The sequence below is a fragment of the Halorubrum halophilum genome (genome assembly GCF_000739595.1).
In the GTDB taxonomy this organism is placed as follows: Archaea; Halobacteriota; Halobacteria; order Halobacteriales; family Haloferacaceae; genus Halorubrum; species Halorubrum halophilum.
On sequence record NZ_BBJP01000028.1, the window covers coordinates 1 to 21,664 of the forward strand.

The following is a 21,664-nucleotide window of genomic DNA, read 5'->3' on the forward strand; positions in this document are numbered from 1 at the left end:
GTATGGCGATTCAACACAGCCGTTCTTTCAGATTCGAACCTTTCGAGAGTCGGACGCGGTTGTTCTCAGGGTCGTGTTTGAACCCGTCTTCTTTGAACGTGACCGTGGAACGTGGTCGAGTGTCTCCGCGCTTGCGGTAGCCGGGGGGATTCGCCCCACTGAACCTTTGTCGCAGATCGAACCATGACTGGAAAGCGTCAGAAAGTTCTTCGATGACTTTCTGACTGGATTGTGCGTTCAAGTCTTTCCAGCACGGCTGATTCTTCATATACGATTTCAGCACACTACCGTTCGGAATCTCGCCGGTTGCGTCCCAGATACGGTCGGCTGTCCATCGTGCGACGTTCCAAATTTTCGAGGCGGAGTCTCCGAGCGAATCAAGGCCATCGCAGACCTGTTGGTGGTTCTTGATGGAACCAACGTAGGTGCGTGTGGCCTTAATCGCCATACATAGCCTATGTAGATAATCCTACTTAACGGTGTGGATGAGCGTGGAATATCCAGCCTGTAATGGGTGAGAGACTGTGTCACCGTTGTCGGATTCACTCCTGGCGTAAACGCCGGGATTCTCTCCTCGTAGAAAGATAGCCCGTTCGACTGCACCGAGACGCCGCCTTTCCGGCGTCACGGACGCGACCGACAAACCGGCTGCGACCGGTTCACTTTCGGAACATCGACGTATCCGGCCACATACGCTCACCCATGACTGACACCGACTCCGACGACGCCGAGCCCGAGAGCATCGCCGATCGCCTCCGAACGCACGTGAGCGAGAACCGGGGCGGGATGCTCTCCGACTTCGTGTTCGCGGTCGTGTGGGTGACCGGCGTCTCCCTGCTGTACGACTTTGCGTTCTCGAACACCCCGCAGTGGGTGCTGTACATGTTTATGCTCGCGGGAATTCCCGCGTACTTCGGATTCTTCATCTCGCTGAAGATGGCAAAGTCCGGGCGATGAACGTTCGCGGCGGACGCGGGCGTGTCTGCGGCCGCTCGCTGTCTTCGATCGACCGTTAAATCCGACTGAGTCGAGAGTTCAGACGATGAGACCGCGATACACGCCCGATGCTGAGAGCACGCAACACTTATCATCCAGTCGGGAGTGGATCGAGACGCGATGGCGAAAGGCAAGGTCGACTTCTTCAACGACACTGGCGGTTACGGATTCATCGAGACTGACGACGCTGACGAGGACGTGTTCTTCCACATGGAAGACGTCGGCGGCCCGGACCTCGAAGAGGGACAGGAGGTAGAGTTCGAGATCGAGGAGGCGGACAAGGGTCCGCGCGCGACGAACCTCACTCGGCTGTAGCTCGCTCGGCAGCATCCGCTACCGACGAACTCGGACAGCTCTCAAAACGCGTCTCGCGTATATGACACGCTCCAGCGGCGGCGCCGGGATTTTGGTCGCCGAGGGCGGTGGTTCCCACATGGACGGAGACGGCCTCGACGCTTCCGACCTCGACGCGTTCGTCGCCGAGCATCTCGATCGCTACGCGGAGACGCAGGGCGTCCTGCCCGAGGTGTTGGAGTCCGTCGGGGAGACGTACCGATCGCAGGGGTATCTGACCCGAGATCAGCTGTACGAGATCGCCTACGAGTCGTCGACGCGAAGCGCCTACCACGTCGAGACGAATCCCGAAGCCCGCTGTCGAGAGGTGACCCGCAACGCCCGCGAAGTCGACGGCGACTTCTCGTCGATCCATCTGATCACCGGCCTCTCCGGGTTCAAGGCGCCGACCGCGTCGTGCGTGCTGGCCGCGTTCGACGGAGACCGTCACGCCGTCGTCGACACCCGCGTCTGGGCGTCGCTGGAGCGGTTGGGCTACCTCGACGGACGGAAAGAGGGCTTCGACGCCGCGGACTACGTGACGATGATCGAACCGATCCGGGAGATCGCCGACGAGACCGGTCACCGGGCGGTCGACGTGGGCTACGCGCTGTTCGCTCACGACGATCACGTTCGGGAAGGGACGTTACACTAGCGCGCTTCTTTCACCGTTTATAAGTAGACGAGGAGCGCCTGCCGACGCCTTAAAAAGGGAACTCCACGCCGGTCGCCTCGGTCGAGTACTCCCAGAGCCGGCTCGCGTCCTCGGAGTTGTAGGAGGCGTCGTTCGACCGACCGATCGTCGGGTGTCCGCGCATGTTCATCAGTCCGCCGGGCTCGACGTAGGCGCCGCCGTCGACGTCGGCGGTGGCGGCGTACAGCATCGGAAGCGCGCCGGTGGCGGCGTCCTGTCCGAGCACCGCGTTCGCGAGCCGCATCCCGACCTTCATCAGGGGATTTCCGCTCTCCGCGGCGGTGCGGAGCTGGAGGTTGGTGTCGGCGTATCCCGGGTGGCAGGCGACGCTACGAATATCGATCGGCGCGTCGCCCTCGCGGTTCGCGGCGTCGATCCGGCGCTGGAGTTCGTAGGCGAAGAGGAGGTTCGCGAGCTTGCTCCGGCCGTACGCCTTCCACTTGCCGTACGACTCCTCCCAGTTGAGGTCCGAGAAGTCCATCTCGCCGCTCTCGTGGGCGCCCGACGACTGCGTGACGATTCGGGCCTCTCCGTCGACTCCCTCGGCGTCTCTTAAAAGGGAGAACAGGCGCCCGGTGAGCGCGAAGTGCCCGAGATGGTTGACGCCGAACTGCGTCTCGAAGCCGTCCTCGGTCTCGCTCCGGGGGATTGCCATCACCCCCGCGTTGTTACAGAGGACGTCGACCGCGTCGTAGTCGTCGGCGAGGCCGTCGGCGAACCCCGTTACCGAGTCGAGGGAAGCGAGGTCGCACTCGCGCACGTCGAGGTCGCCGTCGGAGTCGCTGTCGCCGTTACCGCCGCCGGCCTCGGCCCGGATCTTGTCGGCCGCGTCCTCGCCGCGCTCGACGCTCCGGCACGCCATCACGACGGTGGCGCCTTTCGCGGCGAACGCGCGCGTCCCCTCGTAGCCGAGCCCGCTGTTCGCGCCGGTGACGACGGCCGTCTTCCCGTCTAATCGCGGCATCTCTTCGGCGGTCCATCCTGACATGGGCGAACGGAGGGGCGTCACGGGGAGAAAGCTGTCGGCGGGATCGGCTGTCGCCTTTCCGTGCGACACGTTCTCGATCAGGGCGACGAGACGGCGTCTGACGCCGATATCCACTTTCACCGCGCCGGCGGTGCGTTTTTAGGTGCCTCGGTGAAAGGGGAGGGTACCGAATGACGTCCTTCCAGTCGACGATCGGCGACGAGGAGGGGATCGCGGAGGAGCTGGCCGAGGGCCAGCGCGAGATCTCCATCGCCGAGTTCTTCGAGAAGAATAAACACATGCTCGGGTTCGACTCGGGCGCCCGCGGGCTCGTCACCGCCGTCAAAGAGGCGGTCGACAACGCCCTCGACGCGACCGAGGAGGCCGGTTACCTCCCCGACATCTACATCGAGATCGAGGAGGTGGGCGACTACTACCGGCTCGTCATCGAGGACAACGGGCCGGGCATCACGAAAGAACAGCTCCCGAAAGTGTTCGGGAAGCTCCTGTATGGTAGTCGTTTTCACGCCAGAGAACAGTCTCGCGGCCAGCAGGGGATCGGCATCTCGGCGGCCGTGCTGTACTCGCAGCTGACCTCCGGCCAGCCCGCGAAGATCACCTCGCGCCCGAAGGGGCAGTCGCGGGCGCAGTACTTCGAGCTGATCATCGACACGGACACGAACGAGCCGGAGATTCAGGCCGACGAGGAGACGACGTGGGACCGCCCCCACGGCACCCGGATCGAGCTGGAGATGGAGGCGAACATGCGCGCCCGCCAGCAGCTCCACGACTACGTGAAACACACCGCGGTCGTCAACCCCCACGCCCGCCTTGAGCTTCGTGAGCCGGGGCTCGACGAACCGCTGAAGTTCGAGCGCGCGACCGACGAGCTGCCGGCGGAGACGAAGGAGATCCGCCCACACCCCCACGGCGTCGAGCTGGGCGCGCTGATAAAGATGCTGGAGGCGACCGAGTCGTACTCGGTCTCCGGGTTCCTTCAGGAGGAGTTCACGCGGGTCGGCAAGAAGACCGCGGACAGCGTGATCGACAACTTCCGCGACGTGTACTACGGCCGCGAGCTGGCGTGGTCGCCCCCGCGGGCCCACGACGACCGCGACGTCGCCGGCGCGGTCGCGGACGCGGTCGCCAACAAGGGCGCGGAAGCGACGACCGCCTTCGCCGAGGGGGTCGCAGAGACGGTGGCGAACAACGACCGAATCTCCCGGTCCGAGCTCGCGGCGATCGTCGACAACGTCGCGGAGACGGTCGAGGGCGACACGGGCAAGACGTTCGGCGGGACCGTCCGCGAGAACGCGGTCGACGCCGCGTGGGGGGCGATCACCGGGGTCGGCGGCGACGAGGCCGCCGACTCTGACGAGAGCGACGACGACTCCGAGAGTGCCGAGGAGTCTCCGCTCGTCTCCGACGCCTACGCCTTAGTCGACGACGCCACCTCGACCCGGAAGGACGACGCCGCGGTGCGGGCGATGGCCGAGGCGCTCACGCGACGGTTCGAAAACCTCGACGGCGACGCGTTCCGGATCACCCTGGACGACTTGGAGCGCCTCGTCGCCGACGCGGCCTCGTTCGTCGCCGAGCAGCGCGACGCGACGTTCGGCGAGACGGCCCGCGAGAACGTCGTCGAGGCGTTCTGGTCGCGGGCGCGCACGGTCCCGGACGACCCGCCGAAAGTGAAGGCGATCGCGGGGAGCCGCGACGCCGCCGCCGACCTGCTCGACGCGATGCGGACGACCGACATCCTCGCGCCGCCGACCGACTGCCTCGCGCCGATCACGGCCGAACTGGTCGAGGCCGGGCTCCGCAAGGAGTACGACGCCGACTTCTACGCGGCGGCGTCCCGCGACGCCGAGGTCCACGGCGGCGACCCGTTCATCGTCGAGGCCGGCATCGCCTACGGCGGCGAGATCCCGGCGGAGGGATCCGTCGAACTCCTCCGGTTCGCGAACCGCGTCCCGCTCGTCTATCAGCGCGGCGCCTGCGCGACGACGGACGTGATCAAGAACATCGGCTGGCGCAACTACGGGCTCGACCAGCCCGGCGGGTCCGGGCTCCCCAACGGCCCGGCCGTCATCAGCATCCACGTCGCCTCCACGAACGTCCCGTTCACCAGCGAGTCGAAGGACGCGCTCGCGAACGTCCCCGCGATCGAAGACGAGATCGAACTGGCGGTCCGCGAGGCGGCCCGCGAGCTGAAGTCGTTCCTGAACAAGCGGCGCTCGATGCAGCAGCGCCGAGAGAAACAGGACGTGCTGGGTCGCATCCTCCCGGAGATGGCCGACAAGGTCTCGGAGGTTACAGGCCGATCGCGCCCCGACATCGACGGGGCGCTCGCGCGGATCATGAACAACGTCAGCGTCGAGCGCGAGGTGAACGGCGAGACGGTGACGCTCGTCGTCGAGAACCACTCGGACGTGAACGAGGAGCTGGAGATCACGGACATCGTCTCGACGGAGCCGACCGATCTGTCGGACGGGACGGTGGTCGACATGGACGGCGAGTGGTTCGTCCAGTGGAAACCCGAGGTGCCCTCGGGCGACGAGCGGGAACTGACGTACGCGATCGACGGCGACGCCGACTTCGAGGTCAGCGTCGGCGGCGTCGAAACGGAGAAACTCACGGTGAATGCCTAATGACGACAGAAAGCGACGCTCGAGACGAGCTGATCGACTTGGCCGCGGACTTCTACGACCAGTTCGCCGCCGGGGACATCCCGGAGATGACGCTCCCGACGCGGACGAAGAGCAACATCGAGTACGACACCGAAAGCGGCGTCTGGACCTACGGCGACCGTACCTCGACGCGCAGCGCCAACTCGGTGCGGGGCGCGCGCAAGCTGCTGAAGGCGGCGTACACGATCGAGTTCCTCGCGGACCAGCTCGACGAGGACCGCTCGTCGACACTGCGTGAGCTGTACTACCTCTCCGAGTCGTGGGACAACGACGAGGCGCAGTTCTCCTCGCAGGACGAGTCGAACGATCTCGTGGAGGACTTGGAGATCGTCACGGGCGTCACCCGCGAGGACTTCCACATGCGCCCGGAGGAGTCGGGCGCGACCCTGATGGGACCGCTCCTCATCCGCGAGCAGACCCGCCGCGGAGAGCGCGAGATCCACTGTCAGGAGGACGTGGGCGCCGGCGGCTACCAGATCCCGAACAACCCGGACATGATCGACTTTCTCGACGACGACATCGACTTCGCGCTCGCCGTCGAGACCGGCGGGATGCGCGACCGGCTCGTCGAGAACGGGTTCGACGAGGAGTACAACTGCCTCGTCATCCACCTCAAGGGTCAGCCCGCCCGAGCGACCCGTCGGATCACGAAGCGCGTCCACGACGAACTGGACGTTCCCATCGCCGTCTTCGCCGACGGCGACCCGTGGTCCTACCGGATCTACGGCTCCGTGGCGTACGGCTCGATCAAGTCCGCCCACCTCTCGAAGTACCTCGCGACCCCGCAGGCGGAGTTCGTCGGGATCCAGCCGGAGGACATCGTCGAGTACGACCTTCCGGCCGACCCGCTCTCCGACTCGGACGTGAACGCCCTCGAATCGGAGCTGGACGACCCGCGGTTCCAGACCGACTACTGGGAGGAGCAGATCGAACTCCAGCTCGACATCGGGAAGAAGTCCGAACAGCAGTCGCTCGCAAGCCGCGGGCTCGACTTCGTCACCGACACGTACCTCCCCGAGCGGCTCGACGCGATGGGCGTGATCTGAACTTCGCTACTCGTCCTCGTACACGAGTTCGTTGATCTCGCGGCGCTCGCCGTCGGAGTCGTCGTTTGCGTACTTATAAGTGACGCCCTCTTCTTCGTCCGCAGTCGCGTTGTGCGAGCCGTCACAGAGCGGCTTCGAGTCGGAGAGACCGCACTGACAGACGTAGATCATGTCGTCGTCGCCCATGTCGGACTCGTCGAGCTTTGCCGGTCCGCGCTCCTCGTGCGTGACTTCGCGTGCCATGGTCGTCGATGGGGAGCCACCCGAATACGGCTTGTGGGCGCAGAGCGGGAACGGGCGGCTCTCGTTACGACCGCCGCAACCGCCTTGAGCGTGGGGGCCGTATCGGTGGTATGAGCAAACCCGACGAGTCCGACGGCGTCGACGCCGAGGCGTCGACCTCAGACCTGACCGACGAGGAGTGGCGCGAACGGCTCTCCGAGGAGGAGTACCGCGTGCTCCGCGAGAGCGGCACGGAGGCGAAGTTCTCCGGCGAGTACGTCGACCACCATCCCGACGACGGGGAGTACCGCTGTCGGGCCTGCGGGACGGTCCTCTTTGAGGCCGAAACGAAGTACGAGTCCGGCTGCGGTTGGCCCGCCTTCTACGCCGCCGAGGAGGAGTCCGTGACGACGACGGTGGACACCAGCCACGGGATGCGCCGCACCGAGGTCCGGTGTGCGAACTGCGACTCCCACTTGGGCCACGTGTTCGACGACGGCCCCGAGCCGACCGGGAAGCGGTTCTGTATCAACTCAGTCGCGATGGAGTACGACGACGAATAACTCGGTTCGCCGGACAAGACGGGAGAAGGCGTTTATAAACCGATTTCGGGCACCGCTATCTGAGATATGTAAGCGAACGACGACGCAATGAAGACTTCCGAATCTCCAGCCGTTCCCTTATAAATCGTTGTCAGTAACTCGGCGGTGAGTTCTTCCAAAGCTCCAGTCGCTCATTTATAAACGGGTCCCGGTGGATCGGTGGTGGACACCTTCAAAGCCCCAGCCGCAAGGCGGGCGCACGCTCGCTGCGGTCCTCACTCGGTCGCTCACTTCGTTCGCTCCCTCGTTGTTGTCCTTACGTCGCCTGCGCCCGCCTTGCGGCTGCCCCTTTGATTCCCACCCGGCCCGCACAGCAACCGCACCTCACACCTCCCCAGCCTCGTCGGCCTCCCTCCGCTTCGCTTCGGTCGGCCGACTCCCTCGCGCGTGCTGGCTCGCGCCACCGCGTTGTCCTTTATAAGAAACCGTCGCCGCTGCTGGCGGGTATTTAAATACCACGTCGCTGCCGGCGATCTGATTCGCCAGCGTTAGCCATCGGTCGCTGTCGAGTCTGCTAATTATCATCCCTCACAGAGCTGCAGTTGGACGACGAACACGGCACCTTTCGGCTCGTTGTCCTCGATCCACACGTCGCCGCCGTAGATTTCCACGAGCGAGCGGACCAGATAGAGTCCGATCCCGGCGCCCGGGCTGTCGAGTCCCTTCTCGCCTTTCCCGAAAATCTCGTCGCGCTGATCCTCGGGGATCCCGGGTCCGTTGTCCGCGATCCGGACCTCGGCGACGCCGTCGGCCGCCTCGGCCGTCGCGGACACCGTCACCTTCGGCGGGGTCTCGTCGTTGTGCTGGACCGCGTTGCGCAGGATGTTCCGGAACACGGAGCTCAGCATCTCGTCGCCGACCACCTCCGCCTCGGGGAACGACCCCTCGACGGTGAAGACGGCCTCCGAGTAGGCGGAGCGGACCTCCTCGACCTGCTGTGAGAGGACCCGAGCGAGCGAGACGCGGTTCGGCTCGGCGTCGTCCCGGAGCATCACCTCCGCGAGGTCGCGGACCGTCGTGGTGAGCGCGACGGCGCTCTGGGTGTTCCGCTTTATCACCTCCAGGTACTCTCTCCCCTCCTCGTCGACGTGGTCGTCGAGGAGTTCGGCGTACGCGCCCACGAGCTGCAGGTCGTTGCGGATGTCGTGGCGCATCACCTGGTTCAGCAGTTGGAGGTCGTCGCGCTGGCGCTTGAGGCGCTCCTCGGGGTCCGCCTTCCCGCCCGCGTCGAAGGTCGCGCCGTCGACCCCCTCGGCGTCCGCGTGGTCGCTCATGACGAGAATATACGCCCCCTCGTAGCTTTTACGTACCGGTCTCGACGCTCCGACCCTCTCCGCCTACATCCCCTCGTCGAGCAGTTCGCGAGCGATGATGTTCTTCTGGATCTCCGTGGTCCCCTCGTAGATCTGGGTGATCTTCGCGTCGCGGTAGAGCCGTTCCACGTCGTGGTCGTTGACGAAGCCGGCGCCGCCGTGGACCTGGACCGCCTTGTCGGCGACCTCGACCGCGGTCCGCGAGGCGAACTCCTTCGCCATCGACGCGAGTGCGGTGAGATCCCCCGATTCGTTGTCGACCGCCCACGCGGAGCGGTAGGTGAGCCAGCGCGCGGCCTCGGTGTTGGTGTGCATCTCCGCGAGCTTGTGTTTGATCGCCTGGAAGTCGCTGATCGGGCGGTCGAACTGCTCGCGCTCCTCCGCGTACTCTAAGGCGCGCTCGGCCGCGCCGCGGGCGATGCCGACGCCCTGCGCGGCGACCGCGGTGCGCGTCTCGTCGAAGAACTGCATGAGCTGTAAAAAGCCCATCCCGCGCTGGCCGATCAGGTTCTCCTCCGGGACCCGCACGTCGTCGAACCGAAGCTCGGCGGTGTCGCTCGCGCGGATCCCGAGCTTCCCGGTGATCTTGTCGCGGGTGAGCCCGTCGCGGTCGCCCTCGACGAGGATCTGCGAGTAACCGGAGTAGCGGTCGTCGATCTCGGGGTCGGTCTCGCAGACGACGACGAAGTAGTCGGCGACGGTGCCGTTCGTGATCCACATCTTCGAGCCGTTGATCACCCACTCGTCGCCGTCCTTCTCGGCGCGCGTCGCCACTGAGGTCACGTCCGAGCCCGCCTGCGGCTCCGAGATGGCCGAGCCCATCACCGCGTCGCCCGCGGTCACCTCGGGGAGGACGCGCTCCTTCTGGTCCTCCGTGCCGAACTCCATCAGTGCCTCCGCGCCGAAGCCGGCGCTGGAGACGCAGAGGCCGATTCCGGGGTCGGCCGCGAACAGCTCCTCGGTGAGGATCGCGTTCTCCAGCGAGGAGTAGCCGACGCCGCCGTACTCGACGGGGACGTGCGGCGCGAGCAGTCCCATGTCGGCGGCCTTGTCCATCACCTCATGAGGGTACTCCTCCTCCACGTCGTACTCGGTCGCGACCGGGCGAATCTCCTCCTCGGCGAACTTCCGGACCTCGTCGCGGAGGTGCTTCTGCTCGTCCGTTAACTGGAACTCCATACGCGACCGTTTCGCGGAATCCATGATAATTATTCGCAAACGTTAGGGAATTCGAATCGTGTTTATAATTCTTTAGTTTGGTAGTGTGATTGATAGCGGGAGTAGGTGTTGCAGATCGGCGGCGGAGAGGAAGTATTTAAACAACCGTGAGCGACTGCGACGATCGCTTATAAACGGGATGCGGTGGCGCGCGCCTCCGAGTGGCCGACAGGCCACGAGGAGTGCGTGCGAGGGAGCCCGCGGCCGCCTTTGGCGGCCGCGGCGAGGCTGGGGAGGTGTGAGGCGCGGGGTGGTGCGGTCGGGTGGGACTCAAATGGGCAGCCGGGAGGACGGCGCAGGCGACGCAAGCACTGCAAGGAGCGAGTGGAACGAGCGACTGAGGAGCACAGCGAGCGTGTGCCGTCCTCCCGGTTGGGGCTTTGGAAGTGTTCACCCCAGCACCGTCGTACCCTTATAAACAGCCGCCAGCAACACCACTCGATCGCTTATAAACAGCCGTTTCACCAGTTCGCTATACCCACTCCTGCCATCGATCACGCGGTGGGCCCGACCGGGCCCCGTCAGCGCCGCCCTTCGACGAACGTCGCGATCCGGTCGGTCGCCTCCTTCAGCTCGCGCATCGAGGTCGCGTACGACACCCGGAGATGACCCTCGCCGCCCTCGCCGAAGACGGAACCGGGGACGACGGCGACGCCCTGCGCCTCCAGTAGCTCCTCCGCGAACGCCTCGTCGTCGCCGCCGCAGTCCGGGAACGCGTAGAACGCGCCGCCCGGCTCGAAGGTGTCGAGGCCCATCTCGTTGAACCGGGAGACGACCAGCCGCCGCCGGCGGTTGTACTCGTCGACCATCTCCGCGACCTCGTCGTCGCACCGGTCGAGCGCTTCGATCGCGGCGTACTGCGGCGTCGTCGGCGCCGACAGCATCGTGTACTGGTGGATCCGGTTCATCGCGTCGATGGCCTCGCTCGGGCCGAGGGCGTACCCCAGCCGCAGCCCGGTCATCGCGTACGCCTTCGAGAAGCCGTTGACGACGACGGTGCGCTCGCGCATCCCCGGCTGGGTAGCGATCGAGGCGTGCTCGGCGCCGTAGGTGAGCGCGGAGTAGATCTCGTCGGCGATCACCCGGAGGTCCTCGTCGCGACAGAACGCCGCGACCTCGGCGTACTCCTCCTCGGTCATCGTCGCGCCCGTCGGGTTGTTCGGGTAACAGAGCACGAGCAGGTCGGCCTCGGCGGCGCCCGCCGCCTCCAGCGACTCCCGAGTGAGCGCGAAGTCGTCTTCGGCCCGCGTGGGGACCGTCAGCGGCTCGCCGCCCGCGAGCTCGATCCCCGGTCCGTACGAGATGTACGTCGGCTCGTGGACCGCGACCGTGTCGCCGGGGTCGACGAGGGCGCGGAACGCCAAGTCGACCGCCTCGCTCGCGCCGGTCGTGACGAGGATCTCCTCGGCCGGATCGTACGACTGGTCGTAGCGCTCGTGATGGGCGGCGATCCGCTCGCGGAGCGCGGCCATCCCGCGGTTCGAGGTGTAGGAGGTCTTCCCGCGTTCAAGCGAGTCGATCGCGGCGGTCCGAGCGGCCCACGGCGCCGAGAAGTCGGGCTCGCCGACGCCCAAGGAGATCACGTCGTCGCGCGCCTCCGCGAGCTCGAAGAACTTCCGGATCCCCGACTCCGGGAGGTCGCGCGCGCGGTCCGAGAGTCTCATGGCGAGACGGAGAGGCGGTCGTCGTCGTCGCCGTCCTCGAACCGGATCCCGCCGTCCTTGTAGGTGTCCATGATGTAGTGGGTCACCGTCTGGGTGACCTCCGGCATGGGCGCGACCTGCTCGGAGATGAATCGGGAGACGTCCTCCATCGTCTCGCCGAGCACCTCGACGGCGAAGTCGTAGTCGCCGGAGACGAGGTGGAGGGCGTCGACCGCGGGGAACTTCGCGATCTGGTCGGCGACCTGTTCGTACCCCGTCTCGCGGTCGAGTTCGACGTTGATCTCGGCGATCGCTCGGATCTTCCCCTCGTCCACGCGGTCCCAGTCGACGACCGCCTGGTAGCCGTGAACCACGTTGTCCGCCTCCAGCGCGTCGATCGCGTCCGCTACCGCGTCCGCGTCGAGGCCCGTCTGGGCCGCGATGTCGTCGATGTCCTCGCGGGCGTTCCGCGCCAACACGTCGAGTACCTCGCGCTCGGCGTCCATACCTCACGATCACACGGGGACGGTTTATGAGTAGCGACGCCCGCAAGACGGGCGAGGCGGCAGGGTGGAACGACGGACGCACGGAACTTCGCCGAATCCTTATTAGTGATACCATTGTATCACACACTATGAGCACCGACGCGAACGCCGGCGACGATCGGATGGAGAAGATCAACGTCCGCGTTCCGAAGTCCCTGCTGGACCGGATCGACGAGGAGTGGGAGCGGCGGGGGTACGCGAGCAAGTCCGAGGCGATCCGCGACGCGCTGCGCGACTGGGTGGATCCGTCGGTCACCCTCTCCGAGGAGACGCTGTCCGATCTGGCGGAGAGCCGCGAGCAGGCGGAACGCGACGAGACGGTGTCGGCCGAGGAAGCCCGCGAGCGACTGGGACTGGATGACTGAGGTCGAGTACACCGAGCAGGCGCTTTCCCATCTGGAAGCCCTCGATCCACAGGCCGCCGACCGGATTATGAACAAGGTCGACGAGGCGACCGAGTGGACCGAACATCGGTTGGAACCCCTCTCCGGGTATCCGTACTATAAGCTCCGAGCCGGCGACTATCGTGCCGTCGTCGCGTGGAACCGCAACGACGACATCATTCGCGTCGAAGCCGTCGGTCACCGCAGAAACGTGTACGACCGACACCTGCCTCCCTGAGGGCGCGTTCCCTTCCGCCACCCTCACCGCTTTCCGCGTGGCGCGCGATCACTCTCCCATGGCTTCAGACACCACCGGCCGGCGCGACACGTTCGACATCGGCGGCGACCTGACCGTCAACCGTCTCGGCTTCGGCGCGATGCGGATCACGGGCGAGGACATCATCGGCCGACCCGATGACGAAGACGAGGCCGAGCGGGTCCTCCAACGAGCCGTGGACCTCGGCGTCGACTTCGTCGACACCGCCGATTCCTACGGCCCGGGCGTCTCGGAGCGGCTGATCGGCGAGGCGCTCGGCGACCCCGACGACGTCGTTGTCGCCTCGAAGGCCGGCCTGCTCCGTAACCGCGAGGGCGACTGGCTCCCCCACGGCGACCCCGACTTCCTGAAGAACCAGGTGCTGTGTAGCCTCGACCGGCTCCGGACCGACACGATCGACCTGTACCAGTTCCACCGCCCGGACCCCGACACCGACTTCGAGGAGTCGGTCCACGCGTTCGCGGAGATGAAGGACGCCGGACAGATCGCCCACGTCGGGCTCTCGAACGTCACCGTCGAGCAGTTGGAGACCGCGACCGAGATCGTCGATGTCGCCACCGTCCAGAACCAGTACAACGTCGGCCACCGCGACGACGAGGACGTGCTCCGCGCGTGCGAGGAAAACGATGTGGGGTTCATCCCGTGGGGGCCGATGTACGCGATCGACGGAGACGAGACCCCCGACGCGCTCGACGAGGTCGCCGACCGCCACGACGCGACGGCGCGACAGGTCGCGCTCGCGTGGCTGCTCGACCACTCCGACGTGACGCTCCCGATCCCGGGCACGTCGAGCGTCGATCACCTCGAATCGAACCTCGCGGCCGCGGACCTGTCGCTGACCGACGACGACCTGAGCGCGCTGAACGAGATCGACCCGCAGGAGTAGCCGCGAACTCTGAACTGCTGACGGCCTGTCGCCTATTCGTCGAACGGGTTCGTCAGCTCGACCGTCTCCTCGCGGTCGGGACCGACGCCGACCGCGTAGATCGGCGTGTCGATCTCGTCGGCGACGAACTCCAGGTAGTCGCGGGCCGCCTCCGGGAGCGCGTCGTAGCCGTCCTCGGCGACCGCGGCCGAGTCGAACGGCTCCCAGGTGTCGAGCGTCTCGAACACGGGCTCACAGCGTTCCCACCGCTCGGTCGTCGTGGGAACGGTGTCGAACGTCTCTCCATCGAGCTCGTAGCCCGTACACACCTTCAGCTCGTCGAGGCCGGCGAGCACGTCGACGTGGTTGACCGCGACGCCCGTGAAGCCGGAGACGCGCGCGGCGTGCCGGAGCATCGGGAGGTCGAGCCAGCCGATCCGGCGCGGGCGACCGGTGACCGTCCCGAACTCGCCGCCCTTCTCGCGGATGTCGTCGGCGAGCGCCTCCTCGTCGGCGTCGCCGTCGAGCTCGGTCGGGAGCGGCCCCTCGCCGACCCGCGAGAGGTACGCCTTCACGATGCCGACGACCTCGCCGTCGCCGACCGCCGTGACGCCGAGCCCGGAGCCGACCGACGCGGCGCCGGCGGTCGGATTCGAGGAGGTGACGAACGGGTAGTTCCCGTGGTCGATGTCGATGTGAGTGCCCTGCGCGCCCTCGAAGAGGATCTCGTCGCCCGCCTCGCGGCGGCGGTGGAGGTAGTCGGAGCAGTTGACGGTCATCCCCTCGTCGGCGAGCCGCTCGCCGATCGCGGCGAACTCCTCGTGGAGCGCGTCGACGTCGAACGCCTCGGCGCGGTCGTCTCCTTGGAGGTCGAGCCCGTACACGTCCTCGACGAGCGCGCGCTTCTGCGGGACGACGTACTCCAGCTTCTCGCGGAGCACGTCGGAGTCGAGCAGGTCGGCGATCCGGATCCCCCGGCGTCCGGCCTTGTCCTCGTACGTCGGACCGATGCCGCGGCCGGTCGTGCCGACCTCGTCGCCGGCGTCGTCGTCGGCCTTGACCTCCTCTTCGATCCCGTCGAGCACGCGGTGGTACGGGAGGATGACGTGCGCCCGCCGGGCGACCCGCACGTCGGGGTCGAGTCCGCGCTCGCGCAGGTCGTCGATTTCGGTGAACAGCGTCTTGGGGTTGACGACGCAGCCGTTGCCGAGGATACCGGTCGTGCCTCGAACCGCGCCGCTCGGCACGAGCGACAGCTTGTACTCGACGCCGCCTTCGACGACGGTGTGGCCGGCGTTGTCGCCGCCCTGATAACGGACTACGACGTCCGCGTCCCCTCCCCACCGGTCGACGAGCGCGCCCTTGCCCTCGTCTCCCAGCTGGGAGCCGACGATGGTGAGTGTCATACGACCCGGTGGTTCCCGGCGAGGGGTAAAACCGATTACGGTCCAGTCCAGAGAATACACCACGAATATGCATTAGACGCGCGAAGTGCGCGTGTCGCTATCGTCGTTCGTGCGGGTCCCCTCCGCGATCGACGGCGGATTGATCCGATCCGGACGGCGTCGCTCCGATCGAATGCGTTAACTACTCCCACGTCAAAGCCCGGGTCGAGCGATTCCGGGCACTCCCCGACAGCAACTTTTAAACGGGGGCATGACGAGTTAACATGTGCCATGATAGATCGACTAGAGAAGGAGGTAGACATGCTGGAACGTCACCTCCAAGTCCTGCGGATGGTCATCGAAAACGAGCCGATCGGCATCGTGAAGATGTCGAACGAGACGGGATACCCCCATCACAAGGTCCGCTACTCGCTGCGCGTGCTCGAGGAAGAGAACCTCATCGAGCCGTCCAGCCAGGGCGCGATCACGACCGAGCGCACCCACGAGTTCGTCGACGAACTCGACGAGAAGCTCGACGAGACGGTCGATAAGCTCGGCTCCATGCGGATCGACGACGCCGCGGAACTCGAGAACTGACTGTTTCGATTTCGCGTGAGCGACGCACGAATCGCGTGGTGACGGGGTTTAAACGGCGTTTGGATCGGGATTCGGTCGGGTTTGAACCGTCTCTGAACCGCATTTAAATCGAACCTCGTTCGGGTTCGCAGTTCGTCCTCGCCAGCCGCATTCTCTCGACTCGGCAGTTCTCGGCTCGTTTCGGCCCGTCAGCTACAGGTCTGGAACCGTCATGTGGAAGCCGCCGTCGCGGGCCTCGACCAGGCAGAGGTGGTACCCCTGCTTGCGCGAGAGCTTCACGAAGCTCGCGCGCTTCGACCGGCTGAACAGTCCCCCGCCGACCGCGTCGCTCGCGGTCTCTAACGCGCCGGGCTCGAAGAAGCTCTCCGTCACCGCGAACGTCGCGGCGAACTGCTCGTTCGACCCGGCGATGTCGCGGCCGTTCTCGACCAGCGACTCCAAAGTCCCCTCGGCGGTCGGGTCGCGGCTGTCGTTGAGATCGGCGACGAACAGCGGATTCCCCATTCGGTCGCGCAACACGAGGTCGAACGAGCGCTGTTCGCGGGTCTCCTCGCCGCCCTCGCGGAGCACGATCGACACGGAGCCGCCGATCTCCGCGCGGTCGATCTTCGGGATCGCGTCGTAGAGGTCGCGGAGCACGCTCTGGTTACCGGTACTACTCACCTCGAACGGGAGGTCCTCGACGAGCCACCGGGTGAACCCGTACTCGATGGTTCCCTCTAAGAACTCCTCGTACGGGCGGCCGTCGACCGCCAGTCCGTCCGTCTCGAAGCTGGTGTGGTGTTCGATCCGGAGGTTCTCGCGGAGCGCGTCGCGGTCGACCGTCCCGTCGTGGGCGTCTTCGAGCGTCGCGCCGCCCTTGGACTCGTACCTGACGAAGAGGTTCGTCCCGCTCCGCGCCTCCGCCGGCGAGATCGACCGGTCGCTCTCGGGGAGCCGGTCGCGCGCGGCCGACAGCTCCGACTCCAGTCGGTCGCGTTCCTCACGGAGCGTCGATAGCTCCGACTCCAGTCGGTCGACCTCGGTCGCGAGCTCGTCTCGCTCTGCGGCGATCTCGTCGCGGTCGGCGGCGAGATTGTCGCGTTCCGCCGCCAGCGACGCCCGTTTCTCCTCGGCGGCCTCGAGTTCGGCTCGGAGCTGCTCGACCCGCTCGCCGGACGACTCGCGCGTTCCCGCGCCCGTTCCCGCTCCCGAAGCCCGCTGCGAGACGGCCGAGCGGTTCGACCGGTCTCGGTCGGTGGAGCGCGGCTCGGGAGACCGGTCGTCACCGTTCGCGGCGGCCGAACCGCGGTCCCCGCTTCGGCCGGTGCTCCCGGAACGCTGGCGATTGCTCGCCTCTCGCGAGGTCCGTCCGCCGGCGTTCGGATCGCCTTTCCCGCGAGTTCGGCTCCCCGGCGGATCGCTCGCCTCGGAGGGGTCGAGCGCGGGGATCGACTTCTGCTCGCGCCACTGCTCCTCCTCGGAGAACACGTCGTCGCTCGGGCGGTCGCCCTCGGGCTCGGGGGCATCGGTCGCGTCGATGGCGTCAGACGGCGCGTCCCGTTCGACCGTCGCGTCGGGCTCCGCGCTCGATTCCGCGTGTCCGATTGCCGGGCCCGCGGCCGCGTCCGGCGTCGGCTGGCCCCCGTTCGAGTCGTCGGCCCGCTCTCGCGGCGGGTCCGACACTTCGTCGGCCGGCGGCGACGACTCTCGGTGCGTCGGTTCCGCTCCGTCATGCCCGGAGCGCTTCTCGCCTCCTTCCCGGTCCCCCCGCGCGTCGGAAGTCGACTCCTCGTCGTCCCCGGCTGACTCCTCGTCGGGAGCCGTGTCGTCGGGAGTCGCCTCGCGGACGGAGTCGTCTTCGGTCGACTCCTCGTCGGTCTCGCTCTCAACAGGGCCGCCTTCGGCGGCCTCGTCCTCGTTCGGTTCGTCGTCGGAGACGGCCCCGCCCTCCGTGGCGGTCGCGCCCTCCGCGGCGGTCGCGCCGTCGGCCCCAGGGGGGTCGGGAATCTCCTGTACGTCCAGATCGACTTCGTAGACGGTGTAGATCCCGACCTCGTCGTCGGCCAGTTCGAAGGCGTCGTCGCCGGTTTCGAGCCGGCGCGAGTTGCCGACGTACGCCGCGGCCATCGACTCGCCCGCGGTGTAGGTGACGTAGTAGTCGCCCGAGAGCACGTTCTCCGACAGCTCGACGTAGCCGGTGAACCCGCCCTGCGTGAGCTTCCGGTCGGCCTCCGAGAGCGGCGTGTCGTTCGTGTAGTACTGCGCCCGCGGCTCCCCGCCCTGCTCCTGCATGGCGAACAGGACCGGGAGGACCTCCGCCGGCGCCTTATAAACCGTCCCGGAGGCGTCCGCGAACGCGTCGAGGTCGACGTCGGCGGTACCGACGACGCGGCCCTCGAACACGAACAGCCACCCCGTGCCGTTCGTCACCGCGCCGGAGAACCCCCGATCGACGAGACGCCCGAGCCCCGCGAAGCCGTCCGAGAACTCTCGGGCGTCCCATTCGGTTATCTCCGCTCTTCGCTCTGCGTCCATTCTTGCGTTTATGTCGCCTGCAACGACCCAAATACCTTCCGGAGCGTGAGACGGTCGTCTGACGCCGGCCGTCGGTCGATCGGCCCCGATCCGGCTGTCCCTGTCTCCCGCTCCCGGCTACGTTCCGTCGACCTCGGCGATCGCTTCACGGCCGAGTTCGATCACGTCGCGCTGGAGGTCGCTCTCGGCCAGCTCCGCCGGCGTGTACCAGCGCCAGCCGTCGGGAGCGACCTCGTCCGCGCCGTCCGGCGCGATCTCGCGGGAGTCGACCCGGGCGTAATAGAGGTGGTCGACGTGCTGGTGGCCCACCGAGCCGTCCTCGTGGACGTTGATGTCGTGGAGCATGAGGTGTGCCGGCTCCGGGAGCCCGCGCGTGTTCGGTCCCTCGATCGACGACTCGGTCGCGACGAGCTCCGCCTCCAGCCCCGTCTCCTCGCGGACCTCCCTGAGCGCGGCCTCGTGGGGGAGCTCGTCGCGGTCGACGTGCCCGCCCGGCGGGAGCCGGATCCCCAGCCGCTCGTGGGCGTGGAGCGCGGTCGCGCCGTCGTTGACGACGTACGTCGTCGCCGTGAAGTGACGAGTGGTCTCCATACGCGTGGCTCGCCCCGCGACGGCTTGGGCGTTCGGAAAAACGTCGGGTGTCGACGGCGGAGCCGGAGCCGGAGCCGGCTCAAAGTTGCGTCAGTTCAGCGCGACGCCGTCTTCGGCCTCCAACAGCTCGTGGTACCGGTTCCGGATGGTGACCTCGCTGATGTTCGCCACCTCGCTGACGTCGCTTTGGGTCACCTTCTCGTTGACGAGCAGCGAGGCGGCGTAGACGGCGGCGGCCGCGAGGCCGACCGGCGACTTGCCCGAGTGGATCCCCTGCGACTTCGCGGTGTCGAGCAGCGAGCGCGCCCGGCGCTCGGCCTCGTCGGAGAGGCCCAGATCGGAGGCGAACCGGGGGACGTAGCTCTCGGGGTCGGCGGGCTGGATCTCCAGTTTGAGCTCGCGGACGACGTAGCGGTACGTCCGGGCGATCTCGTCCTTCTCGACCCGAGAGACCGCCGAGATCTCGTCGAGGCTCCGCGGGGTGCCGGCCTGGCGGGCGGCGGCGTACAGCGACGACGTCGACACGCCTTCGATCGAGCGGCCGGGCAGGAGGTCCTCGTCGAGCGCGCGGCGGTAGATGACCGAGGCGGTCTCGCGGACGTTGTCCGGGAGGCCGAGCGCCGAGGCCATGCGGTCGATCTCGCCGAGCGCCTGTTTGAGGTTGCGCTCCTTCGAGTCGCGGGTGCGGAACCGCTCGTTCCACGTGCGCAGCCGCTGCATCTTCTCGCGCTGGCGGCTGGATAGCGACTTGCCGTAGGCGTCCTTGTCCTGCCAGCCGATGTTCGTCGAGAGCCCCTTGTCGTGCATCATGTTCGTCGTCGGGGCGCCCACGCGCGACTTGTTGTCCTTCTCCTTGGAGTCGAACGCGCGCCACTCCGGCCCGCGGTCGATCTCGTCTTCCTCGACGACGAGCCCGCAGTCGACACAGACCGTCTCGCCGTGCTCCGTGTCGCTCGCGAGCTGGCCGCCACACTCCGGACAGTGTAGCTCCTCGTCGTTTTCCGACTCGGTCTCGCTCTCGTCGTCGACGTGCTCTGTCGTGTACGTTCGAAGGTTCTCGCTCATTGGTATGGTACGTGGAGGGAACAACGAAACCGAGAGAGGATTCTCGGTGTTTTCCTCACCCTTAAGTAAGTGACCGACGCACTTAAATGTTCGCGTGTATGGCGTCTCAGAGACACTGCCAAAAACGGCGTGTACAACCCTGTAAAATTCGGAATTCGCGATGGTATGAGCGCACCCGCGTCGAGAGCGAAACCAACGGTGGGAAAGCGGAATTTAGTATATAGGCGTTTCGCGAGAGGCGGACGGCCCTCGGAGCGACCCGCCCGCCCGGCAGCCACCCCGACGGGAGGTGCATGAGCGAAGGGAAGGCGGCACGTCGCTCCGTCGACTTTTCGGTCCCCCCGTTCCGACGTGCGCGGTATATGCTTTGTCCCGAGTCGCTGTCGGCGGACCCTCCCCGTCCGGCCGGTTCCGCGAGGACAACGGATTTGGCGGTCGACCGAGCAGAGAGCGTATGAACCGCGCGCGACTCGACGAGCACCTCGCCGACCTCGACACGGGCGGCTACCTGATCGACGCCTCGCAGGACGACGCCAACCAGCTGTACCTCTCCGGGTTCACCGGCCCCGATCCGTTCCTCACGCTATACGCCGACGGCGAGATTCACCTGCTCGTCGGCGGGCTGGAGTACGGCCGTGCCCGCAAGGAGGCGACCGCCGACACGGTCGAGCGCCACGCCGACTACGACTACGAGTACGGCGGCCGCGAGGCCCGCAACGACATGTACGCCCGGTTCGTCCGCGACAAGGGCGTCGAGTCCGTCTCGATGCCGCCGCGGGGGCCGATCGGCACCGCGGACGCCCTCCGCGAGCGCGGGATCGAGGTCGCGGTCGACACCGACGACCGGCTTCAGGAGGTCCGGGCGGTGAAGACCGACGAGGAGGTCGACGCGATCCGCGAGGCCCAGCGAGCCAACGAGGCGGCGATGCGGGCCGCCGAGGACCTGATCGCCGGCGCCGACGTGGCCGGTGCCGGCGACGACGTGAAGGGGGTAGAGCCCGGCACCCTCCTCCACGACGGCGACGCCCTGACCAGTGAGCGAGTGACCGAGGAGATCGAGGTGACGCTACTGCGGCACGGCTGCGCGCTCGACCAGACCATCGTCGCCGGCGGCGCGCAGGCCGCGGACCCCCACGACCGCGGGTCGGGGCCGCTCCGGGCGAACGAGGCGATCATCGTCGACATCTTCCCGCGGTCGAAGGCGACCAAGTACAACGCCGACATGACCCGGACGTTCTGCGTCGGCGAGCCGAGTGAGACGCTCCGCGAGTGGTACGACCTCACCGAGCGCGCGCTCGACGCCGCGCTCGATGCGGTCGAGCCGGGCGCGACCGGCGAGGACGTGCACGCGGCGGCCTGCGAGGTGTACGAGGAGGCGGGCGAGCCGACGTTCCGGACCGACCCGGAGACGGAGACGGGGTTCATCCACTCCACCGGCCACGGGGTCGGCCTCGACGTCCACGAGTCCCCCCGGCTCGCGAGCGGCGGCGAGGAGCTGGAGCCCGGCCACGTGATCACCGTCGAGCCCGGGCTCTACGACCCCGAGGTGGGCGGGGTTCGGATCGAGGACATCGCCGTCGTCACCGAGGACGGCTACGAGAACTTCACGGAGTACCCGATCGAGTTCGTCGTGTAGGCCGCAGGGTGACCGATCGCACACCACATCCGGCCCCGTTAGCCGCGACCGGAACCCGCTTTGACCCGGATCGAGAACG

At 66.9% G+C, this 21,664-nt stretch carries 21 protein-coding genes and 1 pseudogene; 11 read left to right on the plus strand and 11 right to left on the minus strand.

Translation table 11 applies throughout. The features are described 5' to 3' along the window. Window positions 1–22 precede the first annotated feature (22 nt). Window positions 23–448, minus strand: a pseudogene (locus tag ACP96_RS09865) (RNA-guided endonuclease TnpB family protein); the annotation flags it as partial. 254 nt (window positions 449–702) lie between these two features. On the opposite strand from ACP96_RS09865, the gene ACP96_RS09870 reads away from it, so the two are divergent. The 3 genes from ACP96_RS09870 to ACP96_RS09880 all read left to right on the plus strand — a co-directional run bounded on the left by ACP96_RS09870 (window position 703) and on the right by ACP96_RS09880 (window position 1,984). Then, window positions 703–957, plus strand: coding sequence for a hypothetical protein (locus tag ACP96_RS09870; protein WP_050024114.1), 255 nt, complete (start codon window positions 703–705; stop codon window positions 955–957). 159 nt (window positions 958–1,116) lie between these two features. Then, window positions 1,117–1,311: a cold-shock protein gene (locus ACP96_RS09875; RefSeq protein ID WP_050024116.1), complete on the plus strand. Its 195-nt coding sequence runs from the start codon at window positions 1,117–1,119 to the stop codon at window positions 1,309–1,311. A gap of 118 nt (window positions 1,312–1,429) precedes the next feature. Beyond that, the gene (locus ACP96_RS09880) at window positions 1,430–1,984 is read left to right on the plus strand and encodes a hypothetical protein (RefSeq protein ID WP_050024118.1); all 555 of its coding nucleotides are present in this window, start codon (window positions 1,430–1,432) and stop codon (window positions 1,982–1,984) included. Between the two features lie 49 nt (window positions 1,985–2,033). On the opposite strand, the gene ACP96_RS09885 is transcribed toward ACP96_RS09880, so the two are convergent. Continuing rightward, complete coding sequence (locus ACP96_RS09885; protein WP_082222502.1) at window positions 2,034–3,011, minus strand: oxidoreductase; 978 nt, start codon at window positions 3,009–3,011, stop codon at window positions 2,034–2,036. 170 nt (window positions 3,012–3,181) lie between these two features. On the opposite strand from ACP96_RS09885, the gene ACP96_RS09890 reads away from it, so the two are divergent. Both ACP96_RS09890 and ACP96_RS09895 read left to right on the plus strand, forming a co-directional pair. Then, window positions 3,182–5,641 (plus strand): DNA topoisomerase VI subunit B, encoded by a 2,460-nt coding sequence (locus ACP96_RS09890; protein ID WP_050033185.1) that lies wholly within the window; start codon window positions 3,182–3,184, stop codon window positions 5,639–5,641. After that, window positions 5,641–6,726, plus strand: coding sequence for a DNA topoisomerase IV subunit A (locus ACP96_RS09895; RefSeq protein WP_050024122.1), 1,086 nt, complete (start codon window positions 5,641–5,643; stop codon window positions 6,724–6,726). The genes ACP96_RS09890 and ACP96_RS09895 overlap by 1 nt, the downstream gene beginning before the upstream one ends. A 6-nt stretch (window positions 6,727–6,732) precedes the next feature. On the opposite strand, the gene ACP96_RS09900 is transcribed toward ACP96_RS09895, so the two are convergent. After that, on the minus strand, window positions 6,733–6,969 hold the full coding sequence (locus tag ACP96_RS09900; RefSeq protein ID WP_050033186.1) for a CDGSH iron-sulfur domain-containing protein: 237 nt from the start codon (window positions 6,967–6,969) through the stop codon (window positions 6,733–6,735). A 110-nt stretch (window positions 6,970–7,079) separates the two neighbouring features. On the opposite strand from ACP96_RS09900, the gene msrB reads away from it, so the two are divergent. Then, window positions 7,080–7,511, plus strand: a complete 432-nt coding sequence (gene msrB, locus ACP96_RS09905; protein ID WP_050024126.1) for a peptide-methionine (R)-S-oxide reductase MsrB — start codon at window positions 7,080–7,082, stop codon at window positions 7,509–7,511. Between the two features lie 560 nt (window positions 7,512–8,071). On the opposite strand, the gene ACP96_RS09910 is transcribed toward msrB, so the two are convergent. From ACP96_RS09910 to ACP96_RS09925, 4 genes are all read right to left on the minus strand, one after another. Next, the gene (locus ACP96_RS09910) at window positions 8,072–8,824 is read right to left on the minus strand and encodes a sensor histidine kinase (protein ID WP_050033187.1); all 753 of its coding nucleotides are present in this window, start codon (window positions 8,822–8,824) and stop codon (window positions 8,072–8,074) included. A gap of 63 nt (window positions 8,825–8,887) precedes the next feature. Next, entirely contained in the window at window positions 8,888–10,042 is a 1,155-nt protein-coding gene (locus tag ACP96_RS09915) for an acyl-CoA dehydrogenase family protein (RefSeq protein WP_050033211.1), read from the minus strand. 560 nt (window positions 10,043–10,602) lie between these two features. After that, entirely contained in the window at window positions 10,603–11,745 is a 1,143-nt protein-coding gene (locus ACP96_RS09920; RefSeq protein ID WP_050033188.1) for a pyridoxal phosphate-dependent aminotransferase, read from the minus strand. Continuing rightward, window positions 11,742–12,230: an Lrp/AsnC family transcriptional regulator gene (locus ACP96_RS09925; protein ID WP_050024134.1), complete on the minus strand. Its 489-nt coding sequence runs from the start codon at window positions 12,228–12,230 to the stop codon at window positions 11,742–11,744. The genes ACP96_RS09920 and ACP96_RS09925 overlap by 4 nt, the downstream gene beginning before the upstream one ends. A 128-nt stretch (window positions 12,231–12,358) precedes the next feature. On the opposite strand from ACP96_RS09925, the gene ACP96_RS09930 reads away from it, so the two are divergent. From ACP96_RS09930 to ACP96_RS09940, 3 genes are read left to right on the plus strand one after another with little or no spacing between them, the layout of a single operon-like run. After that, window positions 12,359–12,634, plus strand: coding sequence for a ribbon-helix-helix domain-containing protein (locus ACP96_RS09930; RefSeq protein ID WP_050024136.1), 276 nt, complete (start codon window positions 12,359–12,361; stop codon window positions 12,632–12,634). Further along, window positions 12,627–12,890, plus strand: coding sequence for a type II toxin-antitoxin system RelE family toxin (locus ACP96_RS09935; RefSeq protein WP_050024139.1), 264 nt, complete (start codon window positions 12,627–12,629; stop codon window positions 12,888–12,890). Before ACP96_RS09930 ends, ACP96_RS09935 begins: the two co-directional genes overlap by 8 nt. 58 nt (window positions 12,891–12,948) lie before the next feature. Continuing rightward, complete coding sequence (locus ACP96_RS09940; RefSeq protein WP_050024141.1) at window positions 12,949–13,815, plus strand: aldo/keto reductase; 867 nt, start codon at window positions 12,949–12,951, stop codon at window positions 13,813–13,815. A gap of 32 nt (window positions 13,816–13,847) precedes the next feature. On the opposite strand, the gene ACP96_RS09945 is transcribed toward ACP96_RS09940, so the two are convergent. Next, window positions 13,848–15,200, minus strand: a complete 1,353-nt coding sequence (locus ACP96_RS09945; RefSeq protein ID WP_050033189.1) for an adenylosuccinate synthase — start codon at window positions 15,198–15,200, stop codon at window positions 13,848–13,850. Window positions 15,201–15,470: 270 nt separating this feature from the next. Here ACP96_RS09945 and ACP96_RS09950 point away from each other — a divergent pair, with 270 nt between their 5' ends. Further along, entirely contained in the window at window positions 15,471–15,776 is a 306-nt protein-coding gene (locus tag ACP96_RS09950) for a hypothetical protein (protein ID WP_004045854.1), read from the plus strand. 192 nt (window positions 15,777–15,968) lie between these two features. Here ACP96_RS09950 and ACP96_RS09955 read toward each other — a convergent pair whose 3' ends face one another. The 3 genes from ACP96_RS09955 to ACP96_RS09965 all read right to left on the minus strand — a co-directional run bounded on the left by ACP96_RS09955 (window position 15,969) and on the right by ACP96_RS09965 (window position 19,949). Then, window positions 15,969–18,293: a DUF7527 domain-containing protein gene (locus ACP96_RS09955; RefSeq protein WP_050033190.1), complete on the minus strand. Its 2,325-nt coding sequence runs from the start codon at window positions 18,291–18,293 to the stop codon at window positions 15,969–15,971. Window positions 18,294–18,410: 117 nt separating this feature from the next. Continuing rightward, a complete protein-coding gene (locus tag ACP96_RS09960) occupies window positions 18,411–18,884 on the minus strand; it encodes an NUDIX hydrolase (protein ID WP_050024149.1) in 474 nt (157 codons plus the stop codon). Window positions 18,885–18,974: 90 nt separating this feature from the next. Beyond that, entirely contained in the window at window positions 18,975–19,949 is a 975-nt protein-coding gene (locus ACP96_RS09965) for a transcription initiation factor IIB (RefSeq protein WP_050033191.1), read from the minus strand. Between the two features lie 454 nt (window positions 19,950–20,403). Here ACP96_RS09965 and ACP96_RS09970 point away from each other — a divergent pair, with 454 nt between their 5' ends. Next, a complete protein-coding gene (locus ACP96_RS09970; RefSeq protein WP_050033192.1) occupies window positions 20,404–21,585 on the plus strand; it encodes a M24 family metallopeptidase in 1,182 nt (393 codons plus the stop codon). The last annotated feature ends 79 nt before the right edge of the window (window positions 21,586–21,664 follow it).

Coding starts and splice junctions, on each gene's coding strand:
- ACP96_RS09970 (WP_050033192.1), top strand. CDS start 20,404: ATGAACCGCGCGCGACTCGACGAGCACCTCGCCGACCTCGACACGGGC.
- ACP96_RS09910 (WP_050033187.1), bottom strand. CDS start 8,824: ATGAGCGACCACGCGGACGCCGAGGGGGTCGACGGCGCGACCTTCGAC.
- ACP96_RS09930 (WP_050024136.1), top strand. CDS start 12,359: ATGAGCACCGACGCGAACGCCGGCGACGATCGGATGGAGAAGATCAAC.
- ACP96_RS09945 (WP_050033189.1), bottom strand. CDS start 15,200: ATGACACTCACCATCGTCGGCTCCCAGCTGGGAGACGAGGGCAAGGGC.
- ACP96_RS09870 (WP_050024114.1), top strand. CDS start 703: ATGACTGACACCGACTCCGACGACGCCGAGCCCGAGAGCATCGCCGAT.
- ACP96_RS09955 (WP_050033190.1), bottom strand. CDS start 18,293: ATGGACGCAGAGCGAAGAGCGGAGATAACCGAATGGGACGCCCGAGAG.
- ACP96_RS09895 (WP_050024122.1), top strand. CDS start 5,641: ATGACGACAGAAAGCGACGCTCGAGACGAGCTGATCGACTTGGCCGCG.
- ACP96_RS09920 (WP_050033188.1), bottom strand. CDS start 11,745: ATGAGACTCTCGGACCGCGCGCGCGACCTCCCGGAGTCGGGGATCCGG.
- ACP96_RS09885 (WP_082222502.1), bottom strand. CDS start 3,011: ATGTCAGGATGGACCGCCGAAGAGATGCCGCGATTAGACGGGAAGACG.
- ACP96_RS09890 (WP_050033185.1), top strand. CDS start 3,182: ATGACGTCCTTCCAGTCGACGATCGGCGACGAGGAGGGGATCGCGGAG.
- ACP96_RS09925 (WP_050024134.1), bottom strand. CDS start 12,230: ATGGACGCCGAGCGCGAGGTACTCGACGTGTTGGCGCGGAACGCCCGC.
- ACP96_RS09950 (WP_004045854.1), top strand. CDS start 15,471: ATGATAGATCGACTAGAGAAGGAGGTAGACATGCTGGAACGTCACCTC.
- ACP96_RS09915 (WP_050033211.1), bottom strand. CDS start 10,042: ATGGAGTTCCAGTTAACGGACGAGCAGAAGCACCTCCGCGACGAGGTC.
- ACP96_RS09935 (WP_050024139.1), top strand. CDS start 12,627: ATGACTGAGGTCGAGTACACCGAGCAGGCGCTTTCCCATCTGGAAGCC.
- ACP96_RS09940 (WP_050024141.1), top strand. CDS start 12,949: ATGGCTTCAGACACCACCGGCCGGCGCGACACGTTCGACATCGGCGGC.
- ACP96_RS09960 (WP_050024149.1), bottom strand. CDS start 18,884: ATGGAGACCACTCGTCACTTCACGGCGACGACGTACGTCGTCAACGAC.
- ACP96_RS09900 (WP_050033186.1), bottom strand. CDS start 6,969: ATGGCACGCGAAGTCACGCACGAGGAGCGCGGACCGGCAAAGCTCGAC.
- ACP96_RS09875 (WP_050024116.1), top strand. CDS start 1,117: ATGGCGAAAGGCAAGGTCGACTTCTTCAACGACACTGGCGGTTACGGA.
- ACP96_RS09880 (WP_050024118.1), top strand. CDS start 1,430: ATGGACGGAGACGGCCTCGACGCTTCCGACCTCGACGCGTTCGTCGCC.
- ACP96_RS09965 (WP_050033191.1), bottom strand. CDS start 19,949: ATGAGCGAGAACCTTCGAACGTACACGACAGAGCACGTCGACGACGAG.
- msrB (WP_050024126.1), top strand. CDS start 7,080: ATGAGCAAACCCGACGAGTCCGACGGCGTCGACGCCGAGGCGTCGACC.